General features: G+C 46.1%; 21 protein-coding genes. 17 read left to right on the top strand and 4 right to left on the bottom strand.

Going from position 1 to position 21,839, the window contains the following annotated elements; all coding sequences use genetic code 11:
- The first annotated feature begins 5 nt into the window (after positions 1-5).
- Together bioA and ACCI51_RS04140 are read left to right on the top strand one after the other, a co-directional pair.
- Entirely contained in the window at positions 6-1,310 is a 1,305-nt protein-coding gene (gene bioA, locus ACCI51_RS04145; RefSeq protein WP_371842704.1) for an adenosylmethionine--8-amino-7-oxononanoate transaminase, read from the top strand.
- A gap of 405 nt (positions 1,311-1,715) precedes the next feature.
- Positions 1,716-2,132, top strand: a complete 417-nt coding sequence (locus tag ACCI51_RS04140; RefSeq protein ID WP_108732203.1) for a DUF6746 family protein — start codon at positions 1,716-1,718, stop codon at positions 2,130-2,132.
- Positions 2,133-2,269: 137 nt separating this feature from the next.
- Here the strand turns inward: ACCI51_RS04140 and csrA are convergent, their stop codons facing one another.
- Positions 2,270-2,458, bottom strand: a complete 189-nt coding sequence (gene csrA, locus ACCI51_RS04135; RefSeq protein ID WP_299583554.1) for a carbon storage regulator CsrA — start codon at positions 2,456-2,458, stop codon at positions 2,270-2,272.
- Between the two features lie 1,297 nt (positions 2,459-3,755).
- Between csrA and ACCI51_RS04130 the strand changes: the two genes are divergently transcribed.
- From ACCI51_RS04130 to ACCI51_RS04115, 4 genes are all read left to right on the top strand, one after another.
- Positions 3,756-4,400 carry a hypothetical protein gene (locus tag ACCI51_RS04130; protein ID WP_371842703.1) on the top strand — a complete coding sequence of 215 codons (645 nt, stop codon included), beginning with the start codon at positions 3,756-3,758 and terminating at the stop codon, positions 4,398-4,400.
- A gap of 122 nt (positions 4,401-4,522) precedes the next feature.
- On the top strand, positions 4,523-6,091 hold the full coding sequence (locus ACCI51_RS04125; RefSeq protein WP_371842702.1) for an AAA family ATPase: 1,569 nt from the start codon (positions 4,523-4,525) through the stop codon (positions 6,089-6,091).
- Entirely contained in the window at positions 6,088-6,942 is an 855-nt protein-coding gene (locus ACCI51_RS04120) for an HNH endonuclease (RefSeq protein WP_371842701.1), read from the top strand. The genes ACCI51_RS04125 and ACCI51_RS04120 overlap by 4 nt, the downstream gene beginning before the upstream one ends.
- 822 nt (positions 6,943-7,764) lie before the next feature.
- Complete coding sequence (locus ACCI51_RS04115; RefSeq protein WP_371842700.1) at positions 7,765-8,805, top strand: DUF5677 domain-containing protein; 1,041 nt, start codon at positions 7,765-7,767, stop codon at positions 8,803-8,805.
- Between the two features lie 406 nt (positions 8,806-9,211).
- Here the strand turns inward: ACCI51_RS04115 and ACCI51_RS04110 are convergent, their stop codons facing one another.
- Positions 9,212-9,640, bottom strand: coding sequence for a hypothetical protein (locus ACCI51_RS04110; protein WP_371842699.1), 429 nt, complete (start codon positions 9,638-9,640; stop codon positions 9,212-9,214).
- A gap of 130 nt (positions 9,641-9,770) precedes the next feature.
- Between ACCI51_RS04110 and ACCI51_RS04105 the strand changes: the two genes are divergently transcribed.
- The 9 genes from ACCI51_RS04105 to ACCI51_RS04065 all read left to right on the top strand — a co-directional run bounded on the left by ACCI51_RS04105 (position 9,771) and on the right by ACCI51_RS04065 (position 18,028).
- Complete coding sequence (locus ACCI51_RS04105; RefSeq protein ID WP_371842698.1) at positions 9,771-10,037, top strand: hypothetical protein; 267 nt, start codon at positions 9,771-9,773, stop codon at positions 10,035-10,037.
- A 280-nt stretch (positions 10,038-10,317) separates the two neighbouring features.
- The gene (locus ACCI51_RS04100; RefSeq protein WP_371842697.1) at positions 10,318-10,782 is read left to right on the top strand and encodes a Tse2 family ADP-ribosyltransferase toxin; all 465 of its coding nucleotides are present in this window, start codon (positions 10,318-10,320) and stop codon (positions 10,780-10,782) included.
- A 65-nt stretch (positions 10,783-10,847) separates the two neighbouring features.
- A complete protein-coding gene (locus ACCI51_RS04095) occupies positions 10,848-11,030 on the top strand; it encodes a hypothetical protein (protein WP_371842696.1) in 183 nt (60 codons plus the stop codon).
- A gap of 542 nt (positions 11,031-11,572) precedes the next feature.
- A complete protein-coding gene (locus tag ACCI51_RS04090; RefSeq protein WP_371842695.1) occupies positions 11,573-11,866 on the top strand; it encodes a hypothetical protein in 294 nt (97 codons plus the stop codon).
- 588 nt (positions 11,867-12,454) lie between these two features.
- On the top strand, positions 12,455-12,961 hold the full coding sequence (locus tag ACCI51_RS04085) for a hypothetical protein (protein WP_371842694.1): 507 nt from the start codon (positions 12,455-12,457) through the stop codon (positions 12,959-12,961).
- A 797-nt stretch (positions 12,962-13,758) separates the two neighbouring features.
- Positions 13,759-14,115, top strand: a complete 357-nt coding sequence (locus tag ACCI51_RS04080; RefSeq protein WP_371842693.1) for a hypothetical protein — start codon at positions 13,759-13,761, stop codon at positions 14,113-14,115.
- A 1,303-nt stretch (positions 14,116-15,418) separates the two neighbouring features.
- The gene (locus ACCI51_RS04075; protein ID WP_371842692.1) at positions 15,419-16,099 is read left to right on the top strand and encodes a DUF6629 family protein; all 681 of its coding nucleotides are present in this window, start codon (positions 15,419-15,421) and stop codon (positions 16,097-16,099) included.
- A gap of 186 nt (positions 16,100-16,285) precedes the next feature.
- Complete coding sequence (locus ACCI51_RS04070; protein ID WP_371842691.1) at positions 16,286-16,609, top strand: hypothetical protein; 324 nt, start codon at positions 16,286-16,288, stop codon at positions 16,607-16,609.
- 312 nt (positions 16,610-16,921) lie between these two features.
- A complete protein-coding gene (locus ACCI51_RS04065) occupies positions 16,922-18,028 on the top strand; it encodes an ABC transporter ATP-binding protein (RefSeq protein WP_371842690.1) in 1,107 nt (368 codons plus the stop codon).
- Between the two features lie 6 nt (positions 18,029-18,034).
- On the opposite strand, the gene ACCI51_RS04060 is transcribed toward ACCI51_RS04065, so the two are convergent.
- Positions 18,035-19,642 carry an ABC transporter permease gene (locus ACCI51_RS04060; protein WP_371842689.1) on the bottom strand — a complete coding sequence of 536 codons (1,608 nt, stop codon included), beginning with the start codon at positions 19,640-19,642 and terminating at the stop codon, positions 18,035-18,037.
- Between the two features lie 200 nt (positions 19,643-19,842).
- Positions 19,843-20,874 carry a Fe(3+) ABC transporter substrate-binding protein gene (locus tag ACCI51_RS04055; RefSeq protein WP_371842688.1) on the bottom strand — a complete coding sequence of 344 codons (1,032 nt, stop codon included), beginning with the start codon at positions 20,872-20,874 and terminating at the stop codon, positions 19,843-19,845.
- Positions 20,875-21,023: 149 nt separating this feature from the next.
- Here ACCI51_RS04055 and ACCI51_RS04050 point away from each other — a divergent pair, with 149 nt between their 5' ends.
- Together ACCI51_RS04050 and ACCI51_RS04045 are read left to right on the top strand one after the other, a co-directional pair.
- Positions 21,024-21,467, top strand: coding sequence for a hypothetical protein (locus ACCI51_RS04050; RefSeq protein ID WP_371842687.1), 444 nt, complete (start codon positions 21,024-21,026; stop codon positions 21,465-21,467).
- Positions 21,468-21,569: 102 nt separating this feature from the next.
- Positions 21,570-21,836 (top strand): PepSY domain-containing protein, encoded by a 267-nt coding sequence (locus ACCI51_RS04045; protein ID WP_299583598.1) that lies wholly within the window; start codon positions 21,570-21,572, stop codon positions 21,834-21,836.
- The last annotated feature ends 3 nt before the right edge of the window (positions 21,837-21,839 follow it).

Below are 21,839 nucleotides of genomic sequence, written 5' to 3'. Positions count from 1 at the left end.
GATGAATGTCGGCTCTTGAGAATAACGATGTAGTTTTTATGGACCTGGATTTCGATCGCAAACATATTTGGCATCCCTACTCCTCCCTGATCGACCCGCCCCCGGTATATCCGGTAGCGCGGGCCGAAGGGGTAAGACTTTACCTGGAAGACGGGCGCGGCCTGATCGACGGTATGTCCTCCTGGTGGAGTGCCCTGCACGGCTACAATGTGCCCGAGCTAAACCAGGCCATGCGCGATCAGATGGACAAAATGTCCCATGTGATGTTCGGGGGTTTAACGCACGAGCCCGCAATCGAGCTGTGCAAGAAATTAGTGGAAATCACTCCACCTGGCCTCCACCGGGTATTTCTCGCTGATTCCGGTTCAGTGTCTGTGGAAGTGGCCATTAAAATGGCCATTCAATACTGGCACTCCCAGGGAAAACCGCAGAAGAGCAAACTGCTCGCCCTGCGCAATGGTTACCACGGCGATACATTCGGAGCCATGGCCACCTGTGACCCGGTCACGGGAATGCATCACCTGTTTGCCGGGCAACTGAGCCAGCATCTGTTCGCCCCCGCTCCGCAGGTTCCCTTTGGCAACACCTGTAGTGACAGTGATATCGCCGAACTGCGCCAGCAAGTGGAAGCAAACCGCGATCAACTGGCCGCGATTATTTTAGAGCCGATCGTCCAGGGCGCTGGCGGCATGCGTTTTTATTCTGCCGATTATTTGCGCCGTGTACGCGAGCTCTGTGACGAGCACGACCTGCTATTAATCGCCGATGAAATCGCCACCGGCTTTGGCCGCAGCGGCAAGTTATTTGCCTGTGAACACGCCGATATCACCCCGGATATCCTCACACTGGGCAAAGCCCTCACCGGCGGCACCATGACCCTGGCCGCCACCCTTTGTACCGATAAAGTGGCCGAAGGTATTTGCCAAGGGGAAGCCGGTGTCTTTATGCACGGCCCCACATTTATGGGTAACCCCCTGGCTTGTGCCGTGGCCGATGCCAGTATTCAACTGCTACTCAGCGGACCCTGGCAGGAACGAGTAACCGCAATCGAGCAACAGCTGAGCGAACAGCTAGCCCCATTAAAATCCGCACCGGGTGTCGCCGATGTTCGAGCCCTTGGAGCGATTGGCGTGGTGGAAATGCGCGAGCCGGTAAATACGGCCAAAGTGCAGGAAGCTCTAATCGAACGCGGAGTTTGGCTGCGCCCCTTCGGCAAGCTGGTCTACGCCATGCCGCCCTATGTGATTTCGAAAGAAGACCTCAGCCAATTAACTTCGGCGATGGTTGATGTACTGGGAGAGATTTCCTAGCCTCCGTACCAATTAATTTGTGAAGCCAGTCTCAATAATCCCGAACTAACCGGCTCTTTCTGTAAATAACTCTCTCTTTGTTACCGCGAAGAGAGGGTTAACAGATCAAATTCCATAACACGGGGGCGCCTCTTCCTGGCTAAAAACCTCTGTTGCCCCCTCCCCTGCGCATCCTTTCCAGATTCAATTTTCTTATTCCTTACAAATTTCGATCAGCTTGATCGCAATTTTTACGACAAATGTTTTGAGCACCTAAAAATTCCTGTATCATGAATGTTAATGATAGTTATCCTCATTTACGATAGCGATCAAAGTGGTCAAAATGATCACTGATAAATGTTAGGCATTCACCTCGCCCGATCAATGCCTTACCAACCCTTAAAGTTTGGGCGTTAGAGAGGAAAGATGAGAACTTTAATTGCATTACTTTTTGCTGTTACTTTTGCCACCACTGCTCAAGCTAGCCCTGCATCAGGCGAAAAGCCCATCCAGCACTTTAAAGTAGCGAAAGTTACTTCTTTGAAGGATGCGAGAAAGATTTTTGTTGAAACAACAGAAGAAATTAAGGGCAAGAAAAAGCTTAACCCTGCTGAACTTCACGAGATTCATGTCATCACCTACAGACTCGAAAAAAGTGTTGAGTATTTCGCTGAGAACCTGAAGGGTGAAAGACAGAAGCTGGCAAAAGACATCGCCGTTGTTGTGGAAAACATCCACATTAACTCCGAAAACAACCGCCCAGAAAAAACCCGCAAGGATCTGAATCACTACTTTAAATTAGCAGACAAATTTGCTGCTGGATTTAAGCATAAACATCACTAATACAGATCACTTCCGAGCTTAACCTGTAGCTGTATTTGCAGCGAAAGGCTCGACTGAAAGCGCTAACTATCAGCAGTTAGCGCTTTCATAGCAACACCACCCGTTCATGGCGACACGCCACAATCCCAATCAGATTCTCAACGATTTCCACTGCCCATGTTTCCTTCCCTTTTGATCCGCCTATAAATCTCCTCGCGGTGTACAGGCAGGGATTTGGGAGCAAGTATTCCCACCTTTACCTGATTGCCCTTAACTTCCAATACGGTGATTGAGACATTCGCTCCAATCCGTAAGTTCTCGCCTGTCCGGCGCTTTAAGATCAACATATTTGTTTCCTACTGATACTCAAACCATGGATAGACCTTCCACAATGGGAAAGCTTGAATAGAAATGTTTTGAGTAACTACGAGGAGGTGCGCGAGAACGGTAGGCATAGAATAAAAAAAGGCAGACGCAACGCCCCCAGGGCTTGGGGAATCTCTCCAAGCCGCTGATTGTGCTCCACTTTATTGAAGACGAGCGGGTTTCTAGCGTACTATGCATATAGCCACTTTGATACTGTGATTATCAACTTGGTTAGCTGGCCCCAGGTGTTCCAGCACCTTGGGTCAGCGCCTTTTACTTATTCTTACTTCACGCTACCGTTCTCCTTTGAGGGGTGGTTTTTAGAGAATTCTTGGGTTCTTGATTCTCTCGGTACTCTTGAACCGAGCTGCTTTGATTGTTGCCTTTAGATGGCGTCTTAATCGCGGACAAAATACCAATAAATATCTATCGATCTTACGTGGCTTTGACACTAAAACAAACCTAATAAAATCTAATAAGATTATTTTTGTGCCTATATTTTTTGTTGCTCACGCATTGAAAATTTCAGCTGCATATAAAAATGGCCGTTTAGATTAATATACCCACCGCTCCCACGCTGGAGTTCAGACAACAATAGCTCATCAATGCTTCGACTTAATACGTACTCCACATATCTACAGAAAAGATCTCTCCATAGACCAAAGTCACTTGAAGAATATTACTGCGAGATTTAGGAGCCTCTGAACAACCCAGTGATGCCTCAACTTACAGAGTGGTTTCAATAAGAGCGTAGCTTCACAGGAATGACTAGACCAAAGAAGAAATGAATCGTTATGGAAGCCCCTCAGGTCGATCCTTGAAGACCACCTCTGCTGCGTTGTAACGCTTGCAAAGGGCTACGTCCATTCGCGGCGAACTGCGCCTAACATCTTTAGCCCTCAAGATCCACAGAGATATTACAGAGTGATTCAGAGGCACCCTGGATACCTTAACCACTCCCCAACCAATACCAGCCTGTAAAAGTTGGTGAGTGCTAGCTTAGGGGTTTACGATCATATTGACCGTGATATTGGAGAACAAGAAGACAAACCCAAAAACAATCATGAAATCAATGGGTTACGGACTAGCGTTAAAATTGGGATAGTAGTCAAAGTGATCGTTTTTCCAGTTTGCACGGACGTATCAGGATGCTTTAAGCCTATGGTTTTAAAAAAAATAGGCTTTGGCGTAGAAATTGATTCTGAGATAACAATCAGGATAATAGTGGTCAGAATAATTACTATATAGCTGTTAGAAGTCAAAGGGGAAATAAACAAAGTGGAGTCAAAATCTGCTAAATATGGTTTCTGGGGAGCAGTAATTGCAGCCGCAATTACTGGTGTGATAGGACTTTATATTCATCTCGACGGAAAGGCTGAAGATAAGAAAATCGCCGAAGCGAAAAAAGCAGCGGAGCAATCTAAAGATACTGCTAGCCTAACGATATCAAATGTTTACGTTCCTCCGATTAATACGTCTATAGAGTCAGCATTTTTCGCTCAAATTCAGAACAACTCCTTGAATGTCGCTAAAGACGTAGTTGTTAGGCTCAACTTTGGGGAGTCTTCCGTTGCAAAATGCGAAACCCTGCCAGAAAACAAAATAAACGAGCAAGAATCATTTACTAGTAGCATCATTAGTTTTTCTGCTGGTGATATTCAGCGAAAAGATAGCTTGTATATATACTGCTTAACTTCCCACCCTGTATTTGATTCTATTTTATTAAGTGGCCCAAACCTGTTCTCAAATACCCTGTTTGAATTTGAGCAATTTAAGCCAAAGGCTGAATCTGGTGACTCAGGGTTTGTAACATTCTTTAAAGTAGTTGCCACCATCGTCGCCGTGATCTTTATTGGCTATTTCACCATAATAGTTATCTCTGCCCTGAACCGGAAATTCGACGTTGATACCAGCAACTTCTAACAAAGCCAGCCAGAGGGACCAAAAAACCGCCGCTTCGCTCTGGTTTTTCGGCCCCTGCTGGCGGCGTTAGCCTGTTTAAATCTGGCTTAATTTTCTAAAATTATAAATAATGGGCAGATGATATGGTTGAGTTGATATTCAACGTTCCCCCTTATTCGCGCTACTACTCTAAACGAAAGCGTACTGTAAGTGTTGCCTATCTGGAGGCGAACAACTGGGATGATTTTGGTTTTAAATCTACATTTCATCTGGTTGTCTATGACGCAAATGGAGAGGAGCATGATATCGGGGGGGTAAAAATTGGCTATGTCGGTCAAGAGAGTGGATGGACTCAAGAAAAACTCCCCAAAGAATTCTTAGCACTAGATAAAGCTTTCTTTGCGCTTGGGCAAAGCGATGAATACTATCAGAACCTATATGCTTTAGATCAAGAGCTAAGGGGCTGCATTTTAAAAAGCTTAAATGATGTAGTACATGATCATAGTGTTTATGATCTTGCTTTCAATGAACAGGTAATGAAGGAATCTTTACTGCGAGAAGTTAGTATTGCTTCAATAAAAGGGCAATTTAAGCGATTACTTGATGGCGGAAAGCTGCGTACCGAGTTTGATTTCTCTTATTCGCTTCCGCAAGGAAAACATTCTGCTGGATTAGATTTGGATTTTTATGTCGATCCAGAATCTAACCCTCCTTCGAACATTCATGTCTTAATTGGTCGAAATGGTGTTGGTAAAACCCACCTTCTTCATAAAATGGTTAAGGCTCTTGTGGATAGTGACACAACTCAAGAGAGTGATGGGTGTTTTTCTGTTGTAACTGGTCGCAAGGAGTCAACTAAAAGAGAAGATCTCCAAGAAATGTTTGCTGGTGTCGTGTCTGTAGCATTTAGCGCATTTGATCCTTTTGAGCCGATACCTGAGCGGAAAGATAAAACAGAGGGACTTAATTACGCTTATATCGGTTTAAAACAGGTATCAACAACCAAGGATGGCGAACACACTCCTATGAGCCGCCCAATGCTTAATAGAGAATTTTCCTATTGTTTAAACAATATTCGCCGATTTGGATACCAAGATCGATTGGTTGAGGCAATTCGAGATCTAGAAACAGATAGTCTTTTTAAAGATATTGCACTTGCCGATGTAGTACTGTCTTCAAATGATGATTTGGAAAAAAATACGAAAAACATTTTTGCCAAGCTAAGTTCAGGCCATGCAATTGTGTTACTGACTACTGCTAAGCTAGTTGAAAAAATTGAGGAGAAAACCCTAGTTCTTTTGGATGAGCCTGAATCCCACCTACACCCTCCGCTACTTTCGGCGTTTATACGTACTTTATCTGAATTGCTCTCTCATAGAAATGCGGTGGCGATTATTGCAACACATTCCCCTGTAATACTCCAAGAAGTACCTAAAAGTTGTGTATGGAAGTTAAGACGAAGTGGATTTGATGCCGTTGCTGAAAGGCCTGAAAATGAAACATTTGGTGAAAATGTGGGCGTATTAACACGAGAGGTGTTTGGGCTGGAAGTAACCGATTCAGGTTTCCATCAGATGCTAAAAAAAGAAGCTGAGTCTGCAGACACCTATAAGCAGGCACTGAAAAAGTTCAATGGCCAGCTTGGCGCAGAGGCTAGAGGTGTATTGCGGGGGCTATTTCTCGACAAGGAAGCAGATAGAGGTGAAGCATGAAGGTAATTGCTAAGCCCGATCTGGTTGCAAAAGACGTATATGAAACTTGCATAAGTAAGGTTAAAAATAGAGTTCTAAAAGAAAGATTTCATCAAATCTCAGGCTCTATAGAGGTAGCTGACAAGGAATATCAAGAAAAGTCTGAGGAGCAACAATGGTTCTTGATTGAGAGTAGTGATGGTGTTGACGGCGTAGTAAGTAAGGCCGAGATGGAGAAAATTTATACGCAAAGAATGGTTGGGAAAAAAGCTCCAGGAAGAGCTTTATATGATCAACTTAAAAACGCTGCGCCAAATGGAATCTGCCCGTTATGTGGCCAGCGAGCAGTCTCAACCTTAGACCATTTTCTACCAAAAGCTGATTTTCCCTCATTGGTCGTTGTCCCACTGAATTTGATACCAGCCTGCTCAGATTGTAACAAAGCAAAATTAGATAAAGTTCCTGGCAGCGAAAGCGAACAAACACTCCATCCTTATTACGATGATGTTACATGTGAACAGTGGCTCTTTGCCGAAGTGAAAGAAGAAAGCCCTGGATCTATTCGATTCTATTCATCAGATGTTGATGTTTATGATGAAGCACTCAACGAAAGAATAAAATTTCACTTTAGAGAGCTAGATCTTGGAAGTTTGTATATGTCGAATGCAAATTCAACCGTGACGGAAATTCAGTTCCGATTAAACAGACTCCATGAAAAAGGTGGAAAAAATTCTGTGAAGGCCTACCTCGAAGAAGAGGAAGAATCGCGGCGAAATAATCATGTTAATTCATGGAACACAGCTGCTTACCAGGCAATGATGAATAATGATTGGTTCTGTGATGGTGGGTTTAAAGAGTTTAAAAGTAGTTAAAAGAGGTTGTTCTTAAATATGAAACTTAGGCTAAATCGGGTAGCCGGTAGTTTTTAGCTACCGGCCCCCATACCACCCATCGTGCGGATCCGCAATGGGCGGTTCCCTATCCGTAATGAATCTCTACCCAACGATAGCGTCGAGCAGCTCTTCATTTGAGTTGAGTGTCATGGCAGTGCGCTACCTCAACTTATCCGACTGGAAACATATCGGTAGGCTAGCCCTGTCTTTTAACTCGTGGATTTCAGGTTCAGGCCTTCACCCTGTCCAAGGTATTAATCTTGGCATTTGGCTACTATGCCGTCGGCTGACTTCTGTTTAATCACCTTGACCATTGCTGACCGAGGCGCCGCTGTGCCCCACCATTTTTGTTTACCCCACGATGGAGGCTAGTGGGTTGGGCCTACTTATGAGTCAGCGACATGCTGACAGCCTCACAGCAGCAAGCTAAACAGATCTCCCCAGATAAGAACGTGAACTTTCACTACGCAACTGCATCATTTACTCTACCCGTTAGATCACATAACTTCGGTGTCCTTGGCCACCTCGCCTCCAGGCTAAGCCTTATAGGATATTTCTGTCCGTCAGTTCGTAGTTTTGCTAGCGGCTTCCTCCCCACAAGACCTCACGGTATTGCAGTTGCCATTCGCTAGTAGTTAGCATTTAATGGAACCCATTAAATGGTGATCCTCCTACAGGGGACTTTCAACCCATTAGTTCACGCCCATGCTGGGCGTACCAAATTTAGGCAAGCGGACAAATTACTACGCCTTCGGCTCCGCAATTTGCCGTTGCTAAAGGCGTTATGAGGAAGGATGACGTATGGATAGCCTCCAAAGTATCTTTGAAAAAATATTGGATGAGGCACTTAAAGATGCAAAAAAAGATTTGTCAGAAGAGGAATTGGAGTCTTCCGTTTCAAATGTGATTTGCGAAACTATTCCAAAAATTGCTGACGATATTGTTGCTTCATTAAAAGAAAATGCTCAAGAGACGCTAAAGTTAAACCGTGAAGATGCAGATGGTTTCGTAGATAGAAATATTGAAAGGTGGAAAAACGGTTTTGATGCTATTGAAGTATTGATTTCTGTATGTCTTGAAGCCGGTAGTGAATTCAATAGCACCAACAGAGAACTTGCAGTGCAAGAACAGAATGTACAGTTCGATCTAGTGGTTCGCTTGCATGCCAGGGCTTGTCATATTTCATCTGAAATACTATGGCTCCTAAAAGGAGGTTTTGCTGATGCCGCTCAGGCAAGATGGCGTGCATTGCATGAAGTGGTGGTTACGGCTCTGTTTTTACTTGACCATGGGAACGAACTTTCTATTCGCTACTATGAACATGAAGTAGTCGAATCTTATAAAGCCATGGTTCAGTACAATAAATATGAGCCAAGACTAAATGTAGAAAGGTTTTCTGAAGGAGAGTTAAGCGAGTGTAAAATAGCTCGTGACGAAGCAATCAATAAGTACGGGAATGAATTTAAAGAGAGTTATGGGTGGGCAGCGGAAGCATTGAACAATAAAAAGCCTAATTTTTCTAATCTTGAAGAAGCTGTCAAGCTTGATCACCTTCGCCCATACTATAAGTGGGCGAGCCAAAATATACATGCAAATGTACATGGTATTAAAAATAAGCTTGGCTTGGTTGAGGCAAAGGAAGAAATGTTATTAGCAGGGCCAAGCAATTCTGGTATGACCGATCCTGCTGACCTAACAGCTTTATCTCTAACCCAGATTTCAGTAGGTTTGCTTGAAATATACCCCAACATTGATTCATTAGTCATGCAGCATGTTATTAGAAAATTATCTCAAGATGTCGGTACACTATTTTGGGAGGCTGAATGCGAAGAGCGCTCATAAATCGGGTAGCCGGTAGTTTTTAGCTACCGGCCCCCACACCACCCATCGTGCGGGTCCGCAATCAAATACTAGGACACCCACAAATTGAAAGATGACATCGGAAATAGTGCAGGCCTTCCACCTTGACGGCCATTTCTCCTGATCAGGTATAGGGCAAGGTGAAATACTGAAAAATTATGCTTAAGGTTTGAAGATTGCGTGATTTTGGCCAAACCGGAAGGAATAGTATCGAAAGGTTGGGAGGGAGTTAGTGGGGCATTGCAGATAGGAAACGTTGGCAGTCGCCTATCCCATGTACCCAGCGTTTATTGAGCTGAATACAGGCTTGCCGTACAGCCTCTGCTGATCCCACCAGGCCTTTAAAGCGGCTTTCAAAGTTCCGATTGAGATAGAGCCAGTGTTTTGCTTAGATACCCAGCCGCTCAAGGATAGGGGGCGCGTTTTGAGAAATGGCACCGCGCTTTTTGGGGTCTAAATGCCGGCCACTCCAGTCTACTAACGCCAAATAGTGATCCAATTGAAAGGGCAACCCTTTCGGCATATTAAGGCGCTCGCCGCCCACAAACGGTAGTAGCTCTTTAGGCTGCTCACCTGAGATCGTAGCGCGAAGACGCTGCTGGATGGATGTGTGATCGGAGCCCTCCGAAGTTTTTGCAATATCGGCACTGATAGGATTGAGATCGACATAGGCCGTGCAGGCAGCCAAGGCTCTTTCATCCAATAGCGCCTGAGACTTGAAACAGCCGTCCCAGAAGCAGCCAGTACAGCGGTTTTCTTCGTTCGCTTGGCGAGTAATAGATTCATTTAGGCAGCGCACAAACCAACTGATATCCATTAATCGCTCCCGCCATAGCTCGATCAGCTCTTTAAGATTATTCTATTCACAGCGATCCAGTTAGGCCTGAATGAAGCGCCGAGCTACATTTTTAGCAGAAAGGTTTAGATCAAGATTTTAGGAGGGTTTCATGCAAGAAATCGAATGGAAGGACGGAAACCCTTCACTAGAAGGTTTATATTTTGTAGCGGTTAAAATGGGACCGGCAGCGGGATGTTATGATTTCGCAAACTGGAACGGCGTGTTTTGGGAAAAGAGTATTAAGGGAAATGTAATCGCTTTTTGTGACACCGGCAGCTTTATACAACAAATTTTAATTAAATGGCCTTTTGCTGACAATGTGAATATAGACTTTAAACCGACACCTGGCGGGGAGTCCGAGTTTGAAGAAGTATAGCTAAATCAGATAGCAAGTAGCTCCTAGCTACCGCCCTCCACAAAACCTCATGGTGTCTTAGTTGCCATTCGCTAATAGTTAGCATTTAATAGGGTCCATTAAATGGTGATCTTCCTGCAGGAGACTTTCACCTCATGAGTTCACACTCATGCTGGGCGTACCAAGTTAAGGCATGTTCAGCTTCGGCTGGTTCTCCGTCTCAGCACTTTGTGCCCACGCTGCGTGCCCATACTTACCGCGTTAGAATAAACCAATTTCAAATATTCAATGGAGTGAATTTATGAAAAAAAGCAAGAAGGAAGAAGAGTTCTTTATTAAAAAGAGGGAACTTGGTGAACTTTTTGACTCCGAATTTAATTTAGACGTAAATTTGTGGAGAGGGCAGCGTAAAGCTGATCGAGGATCGCCCGTTTTGTATCCTATACTAAAGTCTTTTAGGCTTTCTAACGGAAAAATTAGAAATCCTGATATAGACACATACTGGAGCAATGGTGAGTGGTGGGTAGACTGTACTTCAGGGGGTGTTTCATTATTTGATGTGCTGGGGGTACCGGTTTCTCGTTGGGATTATTATAGGCTATCACCAAACATTGTAATCCCTCATGGCCTAGTTATAACGAAGGATTCATATAATCGAAGTTATGAGGCTACACATTACTCAATCCGTCCTCATTGGGATATGCCAGTCGCTAAGTTTTGTATACTCTTAGATGAACTTACCAAAGAAATAATATTCGAGAATTAATTATGGAACTAAGTCTTTCACACTTGTCACTCATGATCGAGCTAACTGAGTCAGAAATATATCGAATGAAGTTGATAATAGATAATCCCTCTTCAACAGAAGAGGAAGTGGATGCCAGTGGAGAGCATTCCATGCAACTATTATCTCTTTCGACAGCACTTGCGGAGTTGTATAAACATAAGTGGAGCGATAACTGTAATTATCCTAGTTATGAAGATTTAGTTTCTTCAGTCCAACTGGAGAATTGAACTCTAAATCGGGTAGCCGGTAATTTCTAGCTACCGGCCCCTACACCACCCATCGTGTAGGCCCGTAATGGACAGCTCCCTATCCGTACTGATTTTCTATTCAATGATAGTCTTGAGCAGATCTTCAGTTGAACTGAGTGTTATGGCAGTACGCTACCGAAACTTTACCCGACTGGAAACATATTGGTAGGCTAGCCCTGTCTTTTAACTCATGGAGTTTGGCTCCAGGCCTTCTCCATGTCCAAGGTAATACTCCTAGCGTTAGGTTACTATACCATCGGCTGACTTCCGCTTAGTCACCTTGGTCATTACTGGCAAAAGCGCTGCTATGTTCCACCACTTTTTTCTATCCCCGCGCGGGTTGGGCCTACTTAAAAGTCAGCGGCCACACACAGTTTCATAGCAGCGAGTTAAACAGGCCTCTCCAGATAAGAAGCACTATCTGATTGTGCAACCAAAAGAATGAGGGTTGAAGACTTGGTAAGTAAGTTAACTTGGGCTGCTGATCGAATGCCAGTAATTAAAGAGGCTCAAGACGCACTATGATTGAATATAAATACCCAAAAGAACGCGAGATTCTTATTCACTACGCTGAAAAGATGGAGAATGAAGCTGCACTAGATATTCTTCAGAAAGGTGTAGTTTCTAATCGAGAGCAGGCATTAGCTCTTTCTCAACTCTATTGGGGAATGATAGACGTTGCTGCTGATGATCAAGGTTCTGGATTCCCGTTGCTGGAGAAAGAAGGAATCGAGCAGTGGATGGAGTATATTTTTCACTCTCTGAATGGCTACTTGGTGAGTAATGGCTATGAAGAAGAGTGGGATCAAGAGTAAGCCTCTGAATCGGGTAGCCTGTAGTATCTAGCTACCGGCCCCCACAGCACCCATCGTGCAGGTCCACAATGGTCAGCTCCCTATCTGTAATGAATTTCTACTCAACATCACTACTGTGTTCAACCACATTTTTTAACCCACGATAGTGGCTAGCGGGTTGGGCCTACTTATGAGTCTGCGGCCACGCTGAAAGCTTCATAGCAGCAAGTTAAACATACCTCCCCAGATAAGGGCCTGAACTTTCACTACACAACTGTATCATTTACCCTACCCTTTAGATCACATGGCTTCGGTGTACTTGGCCACCTCGCCTCCAGGCTAAGCCTTATAGGATGTTTCTGTTCGTCAGCTCGTAGCTTTGCTAGCGGCTTCCTCCCCACAAGACCTCACAGTGTTGCAGTTGCCATTCGCTAGTAGTTAGCATTTAATGGAAACCATTAAATGGTGATCCTCCTACAAGGGACTTTCACCCCATTAGTTCACGCCCATGCTGGGCGTACCAAATGGCGGCAATACGCAGTCATAGGCTACCGGACTCAGCACTATGTGCTTCGCCGTTGCGCCAGGCGTTATGCATCAGGAGTATAAGTGGAAGTATTATCCATAATTGAAATTTGGAAGTATCTAAAATGGCTACCAAAATTTATATTGCGCAAGCTATTCAGCAAAGACCGATTGGCTGACCTAGTTCTGATTGATGTTCAAGCTAGGCATGAGGCTGTTCGGGCAAATCTTGGTGATATCGCCTCATATTCATTACATTTTCAAATAATCAACATGTCGCCATTTGATATCGAACTTGATCGAGCTGAGATAGATTTTTTGTGTGCAGGAACTTCTGTATCTAAGCAATATATTAAGAAGTCAATTTTTAAAGCTGGTGAAGTAGGTGGCATCTATGTAAAAGGAGAAATAGAGACACCTAAGGCAATTCAAATGGCTCGCCACTACAAAGATAACCGTTCATCTATTTCCATACATTGTGAATTCAACTGTTCGCTGCATAATTTCACCAAAGTGTGTAATAACCTTGAAGGGGTGAATGTCCATTTCACAAATGCAGAATGGCGAGAGTCAACACTTGAAAATGCATAAATCGGGTAGCCGGTAGTTTTTAGCTACCGGCCCCCACACCACCCATCGTGCGGGTCCGCAATGGGCGGTTCCCTATCCGTAATGAATCTCTGCCCAACGATAGTGTCGAGCAAATCTTCATTTGAGTTGAGCGTCATGGCAGTGCGCTACCTCAACTTATCCTACTGGAAACATATCGGTAGGCTAACCCTGTCTTTTAACCCATGGATTTTAGGTTCAGGCCTTCACCTTATCCAAGGTATTAATCTTGGCATTAGGCTACTATGCTATCGGCTTACTTCTGTTTAATCACCTTGATCATTACTGACCGAGGCGCTGCTGTGTCCCACCATTTTTGTTTACCCCACGATGGTGGCTAGTGGGTTGGGCCTACTTATGAGTCAGCGGCCACGCTGACAGCTTCACAGCAGCGAGCCAAACAGATCTCCCCAGATAAGAACGTGAACTTTCACTACACAACTGCATCATTTACCCTACCCGTTAGATCACATGGCTTTGGTGCCCTTGGCCACCTCGCCTCCAGCTTAAGCCTAATAGGATGTTTCTGTTCGCCAGCTCGTAGTTTTGCTAGCGGCTTCCTCCCCTCAAGACCTCGCGGTGTTGCAGTTGCCATTCACTAGTAGTTAGCATTTAATGGAACCCATTAAATGGTGATCTTCCTACAGGGGACTTTCACCCCATTAGTTCACGCCCATGCTGGGCGTACCAAGGTGATGATGTTCGTTCCGCCCCTATGGGGCTCCACCGGACGGCCTACGCTTCGCGCAGTCCGCCGCATATCACGGCGTTACATACCTATGAAATTGAAAGTTATCGCTCTTATATTGGCTACCTTTCTTCCCGGTTTAGCGTATAGCTGTGCCGTACCAAAAATCATCGAAGATGGTAGTGTTAGTATCGTTCCTGATGAAGATGTAAGTTCAGGTATGCATCACGTACGAGTGCCAGGAGAGTACAAGGGGGCTCCAATTGAGTTTCTGATATTGTCGGCTAGTGATGGAAGCAATGAAATATCCATGCCGCTATCAATAAAATCTAAAGGTGGGGTCACTGGCAGTCATTTTTATATGTCTAGTAAGTGGGTAAATATACGTGTTTCAGCAAACTACAAAGGCATGCAATGTTCAGAGCTGATAGCAAGGTTGAGCATGTAACAAGTTTGACAAGCGGGACAGCTTTAAGCGCTGCTTCGCAGCAAAGCTGCCCCTTCCAAAGGCGTTAGATTTCTATGGCCAAGTCAATATCAGTCGTTGTTTTAGTAATCTTGATGTTGTTTGCTATGAAGCAGTGGGTGCTTTCTAAATATAAGCAAGAACAACTTGCGAGATTCAATGCAATTGAAACAGCAGAGCAGTGCCTCGCGGTTGGTGGGGAGCTTCGTCCTGTCTGCATGTCTGGTACTGAAATGTGCATCGTCATCTATTCAGATGCCGGAAAATCGTGTCTGAGTAGCTCACAGTGCCAGGGTGAATGTAGGGTTTCGGAGAGCAAGGCTGACAACGTTTTTGCCGTGGGCCAATGCTCTGAGTCCAATAATCCTTGTGGCTGCTGGGCAAATGTCGAGCTAGGTTTAGTCAACCATGCTATTTGCTCCGACTAAATCTAAATCGGGTAGCCGGTAGTTTTTAGCTACCGGCCCCCACACCACCCATCATGCGAACCTGCAATGCGCAGCACCCTATCCCTAATGAATTTCTACCCAGCGATAGTATCGAGCAGCTCTTCAATTGAGCTGAATATCATGGCAGTGCGCCACCTCAACTTTATCCAACTGAAAACATATCAGTAGGCTAGCCTTGTCTTTTAACTCGTGGAGTTTGGTGCAGGCCTTCACCCTGTCCAAGGTATTAATCTTGGTATTTGGCTACTATGCCGTCGGCTGACTTCTGTTTAATGACCTTGATCATTACTGACCGAGGCACCGCTGTGTCCCACCATTTTTGTTTACCCCACGATGGTGGCTAGCGGGTTGGGCCTACTTATGAGTCAGCGGCCACGCTGACAGCTTCACAGCAGCAAGCTAAAATGACCATATAGTACCGATAAGAATAATACCCCTAATACATTTAATGTTTGTAGGAGCATTATTACTTTAACATGCAATAGGTACCCCCCGACGCAAGGACCAAAACAGTGGCCAACGTTGATAGGTGAATAAAACACTGCAACTGACTCAGCGGCGTCAAACTGGCTTGTTGTCCCCAGTCAACATAGACTTTACCTGCATAAGCATCGAATTTCATAGGGAAACTCAATGCTCTTTGATGGTGTTTTCGATTTTATCCACAGGTGAAATGAAGGGTTGAAATCGGCATAGACCTTCCAGATAAATTCAAAATCTTAGTACAAATTAGTGAATTTCAACACATTCTTTAGGTTAAGGCTATTGTTACATAGTACATTAAGCTTTAAGGCTCTGGCTTAAATGACAATATTTTACATACAGAGAAAACCACTATGTGTTTTTCAGCCACAGCATCATTCGGATCAGCAGCTGTCCTTCTTGTTGGCGGTGCTTTGTGTACAAGACACGCTATAAAAAATGATAAAACCTATTTATTACTCGCAATTACCCCTATCCTTTTCGCGTTACAACAAGCGAGTGAAGGCATGGTATGGCTTGGATACAACGGAAACTTAACATCACTAACAACAGTATCTTCCATTTTCTTTCTATTCTTTGCTCTGCTTTTTTGGCTTGTCTGGATACCAATCGTAGCCTTTAGCCTTGAAACAAAAAAATGGAAAAGGATTTTTTTTATTATAGTAATCATCATAGGTTTTGTTTTTGGTTTATACCTTTGGATACCTGTCCTATTAGAAACAGGATCAAGACACTTGATAAAAACGAGCGTATGCGGGCATAGCCTATGCTATATCACTTCCGACTACAGCTTATTCGCCATTACAGCAGGACATATTATTTATTCTTTACTTGGCTTTTTATTTTTATTATCAAGCAATCGGATTTTTAGAAAATTTTGGACACTTGTCATGCTGCTCGGTGTTATCGTCTACTTTACTCATCGTGAAACATGGATATCAACCTGGTGTTTCTTTGCTGCAATATCGACCTTATGGATTTATTTTCTATTAATAAATGATTATAAAGCAAAGATGAAAAAACAGATTTTATGATTGAACTGATAAAGCTAATTTGGCCACAGCATAAAGGGAAATACCAGCAAAGACCTTTTTGAGAGGCTAAGGAAGTAATGCTTTTGACCTGATGCTTGCTTTCAATATTACATAATGAGTTACTGTATCCGGCTATGGTATAGTGCTGACAACACTACACAAGCCAATACCAGCCATTAAAATATTATGGACCTCAAATTTGTTTCGCCTAGCATGAAAATATTGTTTTTCACTCTGTCAGTTATATTTATTTCCGGATATGTTTCCACCGCTAACATATATGAGAGAAATGCGAAAGCCAATGAACTAGAAGCACAGGCTGAAGACGCCAGAATAAGCAATAATTATTCCATGGCCACACAGCTGGATAGGAAGGCAGAGCAGCTACGAGAAAAGGACTCTATCGACAAAGAGGATATCGTTGCAGGTCTTTTTTCCGAGTTTTTTAAACGGTTATTCGGGGAAACTCTAAAAATGATCAGCATGGTTGGCAGTAAAGCGAAGCACTAAAGCAAACCTTTGCCAACAAGCATTAGGCGGTTCAAGAACTCTATGCCGAGGCTGATGGTATAATCTGATTTGGGCCGGCTTATTTTACAGTGAGATATCGGTTCTATTTAGCTGGTCACTGTGATTCTGTGATAGACCAGATCTTATTCTCCACGAGAAAGGAGACATTGGCATATGAGGTTTAGAATGGGTGTTTAAATAACCCACCTGCTCAAAAAACACCCAAATCAGTTCCAGTCAGAAGAAGTCCCCACTGGTCTGCTAATAGTATGCTTCAGACGGGACTGGTTGCCGGTTAGCTTAGTGATAACTATGATCAGCAACTACACCCGAACACTGCCCGAAGTGTTTAAAAGCCAAACTACCGGAAAACCCGTGCACCCCATACTCTCCATAGAAAACCTTCAGTGCCGCTACGGCAAGCAGGTGGTTATAGAATCAGTTTCCTTTGCTTTACAGGCCGGGGAGATTGCCTGCTTGTTGGGCCCCAGCGGCTGCGGCAAAACAACGTTGCTACACGCCATCGCTGGATTTCAGCCAGTCGCTGCAGGGAATATCCAACTGTCTGGAGAAGTAATCTCTTCTCCCAAAGTAAAGATTCCTGCGGAGCAGCGCAAAATTGGGGTGGTATTTCAGGATTATGCCCTCTTCCCACACCTCACTGTTGAGCAGAATATCGCCTTTGGTATCCAGTCAACGCCAAAAGGCGAACGGCAATCCCGCACCCAGGCGTTGCTACAGCTAGTACGGCTGGAAGGCTTCGAGCAACAGTATCCGCACCAACTATCCGGGGGTCAGCAGCAGCGTGTCGCTCTGGCTCGGGCACTGGCACCGCGCCCCAAGCTATTGCTGCTGGATGAACCCTTTTCCAACCTAGATACCGAGCTGCGCCGCAGTCTCGCCGCCGAAGTCCGCCATATACTGCGCGAAGAGAAGATCCCTGCGATTATTGTTACCCACGACCGCCACGAGGCCTTTATTGCTGGAGACAAGCTGGGAGTGCTCAGCCAAGGTCAATTACAGCAGTGGGACAGTCCACAAAATACTTATCAGAAACCAAAGAATTTGGCGGTTGCGAGAATCGTTAGTGAAGGGAACATCATCTCCGGTACTGTCTTGGGCAATGACCTGATCAGCACCCCATTAGGGGAAGTAAATATACCGACAGCTGCATACGAAAATGGGGATAAGCTTGAACTGTTTGTGCGCAGTGAGGATATTGCCGCAGGCGAACATCCCCGCGCGGTTATGGCACAGGTGGTGGAAAAGAATTTTCTCGGCAATCAGGTGAGCTACCGCTTTCAGTTAGCTGCAGGCGAAACCGTCGAGGCCGCTTTGAAGGCAAATATTCAAGCCGCTGCCGGTGATAAACTACCCTTACGTCTCTCCTCTGCCCTAGTGTTTGACCAGGCCCAATAGTAACTATCAAGATAGGGCGGGCGCTTCAGAGCTCGCCAGGGCTGTGCGCTCCTCACCTCTACGTGACCCAATGGAACGGCTCAGCAAAATCACCGGGATTAATCCCACCAAGACAATCAATAAAGCCCCCAGGGCCGAGCGTTCCAGCATCTCATCAGAAGCAAACTGGTAAACATAAGTCGCTAGGGTATCAAAGCCGAAGGGGCGCAGTAGCAAAGTCGCCGGCAGTTCTTTCATACAGTCTACAAAGACCACCAGGCCGCCTGTGAGAAGGCCTGTACGCACCAAGGGGAGATGCACAGCCCACAAGGTTTGCCAGCTATTACGCCCCAGAGAGCGGGCAGCCCTATCCATAGATGGGGTTACCTTCTCCAGACTGGATTCTATGGCCCCCGTGGATACCGCCAGGAAGCGCACTGTATAGGCAAAAATAATGGCAAAAATACTGCCGCTTAACAGTAGCCCTATGGAGATATCGAAGTGTTCACGTAAAAAAGCATCGACGGCATTATCAAAAGCGGCCAAGGGAATCAGGACACCAATCGCCAATACCGCCCCTGGCATTGCATAACCTAGCTTGGAAAAGCCGACTAAAAGCTTCACAGACCTCTTGGGTTGCAGTCGCTTACCGTAAGCCAGCAGCAAGCCCAGCAATACAGAGACCAATGCCGCTGCGATAGACAGCAACAAGCTATTACTGGCGATCTGTATAAAATCCTCACTCCAATAGCTGGAAAAGTTACTCAGTGCGTATCCCCCCAGAACCAGTAGGGGGATAATAAAACCAGCCACCAACAGTAACCCGCAGAACAACAGGGCTACACCGGATCGCCAGCCACGCAACACATAGCGTTCACGCTGGGAATTTGGCGATTGTACAAAGTGCTTCTGTCTCGCCCGCCCCATTCGCTCCAGCGTAATTAGCAGAACCACAAAAATCAGGGTGCTACAGGCAATTTGTGCCGCCCCCCCTAAATTACCGCGGCTCAGCCAGGTATCGTAAATCCCGACACTCAAGGTGCGCACCGCAAAGAAGTCGACAGTGCCGAAGTCATTCAGGGTTTCCATCAACACCAGTGATAAGCCCACCGCAATTGCCGGGCGTGCCATTGGCAGGGATACGCGCAAGAAGCTCTGCCAGGGCGTACAGCCCAATGACCGGCTCGCGGCCCGTATACTGCCACACTGTTCGATAAACGCTGCGCGCGCGAGCATATACACATAGGGGAAGAGCACCAGTGACAGCATGGCAATAGCCCCCCCCATACTGCGGATCTCAGGGAACCAGTAATCCCTGGCCGTCTGCCAACCAAACCAGGCCCGCAAGGACTTTTGCACGGGGCCCGCGTACTCCAGCAAATCTGTATAGACGTAGGCAATCACATAGGCGGGAACGGCAAACGGCAGTAGCAATGCCCACTCAAACAAACGGCGCCCGGGAAACTGGCACATGCTCACCAGCCAAGCGCTGCCCACGCCTGCTATCAGTGTTACTAAACCGACACCACCAGCCAGAAGTAATGTGGAGGACACATAGTGGAACAGCACCGTGTCTAACAGGTGCGGCCAGATATTCTCTTCAGGAAAAAATGCCAACCAAAAGATAGAGAGCACTGGCAAAGCTACTAGAAGGGAAATAGTAGCTACCAGAAGCAGCCAGCGGGAAGCTGATAAATTCGCTCGGTTTAGCATGAATTAAGCAATCAAAAGCCCATTATAAAAGAACGGCCCTGGTCTCTCGACAGGGCCGTTCGAATAAGACTGAGATAGTACTGCCAATATGCTGGGCAGCAATTTCCACTCAGTTAACCATTCTAAAAGTCAAAGCGCACTTCATCAACCATACGGGAAGCCGCCGGAACGTAGGAACCAATTTCCGTGAGACTCAGATCGTCTTCCTTGAATTCCCCCATATATTCCTTAATCAACTCAGAGCGGGCCGTGCCGGGGCGCACCGGGAATTCAAAGTTTTTCTCAGCATAAGAGTACTGAGCATCGGCGCCACTGAGGAACTCCAGCAGCTTAACGGCATTTTCACGGTTGGGGGCATGCTTGGTCAGCGCCGCGCCGGAAATAAACATATGGGTACCGCGATCCTTCTGGTTAGGGAAGATCAGATTTACTGATTTGGCCCAATCCACCTGCTCCGGCTGCTCCTTATTGGTGATCATTTTACCGAAGTAGTAGCTGTTACCCAGGGAAAGGTCACAGACACCTTCGCTAATGGCTTTAACCTGGGCGCGGTCATTGCCCTGCGGCTTACGCGCCAGATTCGCTTTCACGCCCTGCAGCCACTCTTTGGTTTCTGCTTCACCGTGGTGGGCGATCATGGAGGCGATCAAGGATAGGGTGTAAGGATGCTTGCCGCTGCGGGTACAGATTCGGCCCTTCCACTTGGGATCAACCATTTCTTCGTAGCGAGTGATTTCACCGGGCTTAACGCGGTCTTTGGAGGCGTAGATTAAACGCGCTCGGGTTGTCAGGCCGAACCAGTTGCCAGCCTCATCACGGAATTGTGTCGGGATATTTTGCTCCAACACCTCGCTCTTCACCGGCTGGGTCAACTGCTTGTTCAGCAGGTCCATCAGGCTGCTGGTGTTGGAGGTGAGTACCAAATCTGCCGGACTGTTACGCCCCTCGCGCTGCAGGCGCTCGTTGAGCCCCTTGCTGGCATACACCACCTTTGTCTCAATACCGGTTTTCTCAGTAAATTCCTCCAGTATCGGCTCAATCAGAAAGGGCTGGCGGTAGGAGTAAATATTCACTTGCTCCTCGGCATTGGCACCAATTGCTCCGGCCAGGCCAACAGCCACAGCGATTTTCTGGAATAGGGACTTGCTAAACATAGGAGTCATATCACCCGCGAATTGATTTGAGAAGCATTCTCATTAGAGTTAGCGGGAATGTCAACTTCCCTGACACATTCGGGTGAGGCGGCAAAGTCGCAAAATCCCACCTATGCTTACACTCAAACCGGTCATCCTACAGAGGCCCCATGTATTACCTTGTTCTATCACTCACGCTGGCTCTTGCTCTCTCCGGCTGCGGCCGCCAGGGAGATCCCTCCAAAACCCCAGGTGCAGAAACCGCGCCCGCCGCCGGTCAAGTCGCCAGCGATGCCATGAAACAGCCGACTGAACCCGGCCCAGACAACCCTACGGCGAATCCTCCCGATCAAACCCAGGCCCCCAGTGCTGGCAGTGCAACCTTATGTACACCGGAGTGGTTTGCCTGGGTTCAGCAGCAGGTGATTACTCAACAAGATGGTGACCTGAAGAAGATGTATCCATCCGGTCTTCCTCCTGTGGGTAGTGAGGAATGGTTTGCCGCCGTCACCAAGCTAACTGGCGGCAACTTAAATGATGTAAAGCCCGGTAGCCCGGAGTGGTGCCAGGCAATCCAGAAACGCCTGAGCCAACCTGACAGCCAGGGTCAATAACAGCAGCTGGAATAACGGTATCTTTGAAAATCACTTGCGCGAAATGAACCATGTATTGCCCGATCAATGTGGAAATCGGGCCTTTCATTGAGGTAGCTCACCATGAAGTCCATCAACAGCCTGTTGCTGGCCGCAATCGCCGCAACCACACTACAAACCGCAATCGCCTCTGAAAAACCCCCTCCCGGTGCTATGGCCTTGTCTATGGTACTCACCAAGCTTGAACAGCAGGGCTTTACCCCCATTGTGGAGGTGGACCTTGAGAGGGGCCGCTGGAAGGTAGAGGCCTACAAAGGCGACCAGAAGTACGATCTGGAAGTAGACCCAAACTCAGCTGAAATCCTCTCCAACAAACCCGACAACAGCTAAATT

This window comes from Microbulbifer echini (assembly GCF_041447225.1).
GTDB classification, from domain to species: Bacteria; Pseudomonadota; Gammaproteobacteria; order Pseudomonadales; family Cellvibrionaceae; genus Microbulbifer; species Microbulbifer echini.
This window is presented reverse-complemented; position numbering and strand designations above follow the sequence as displayed.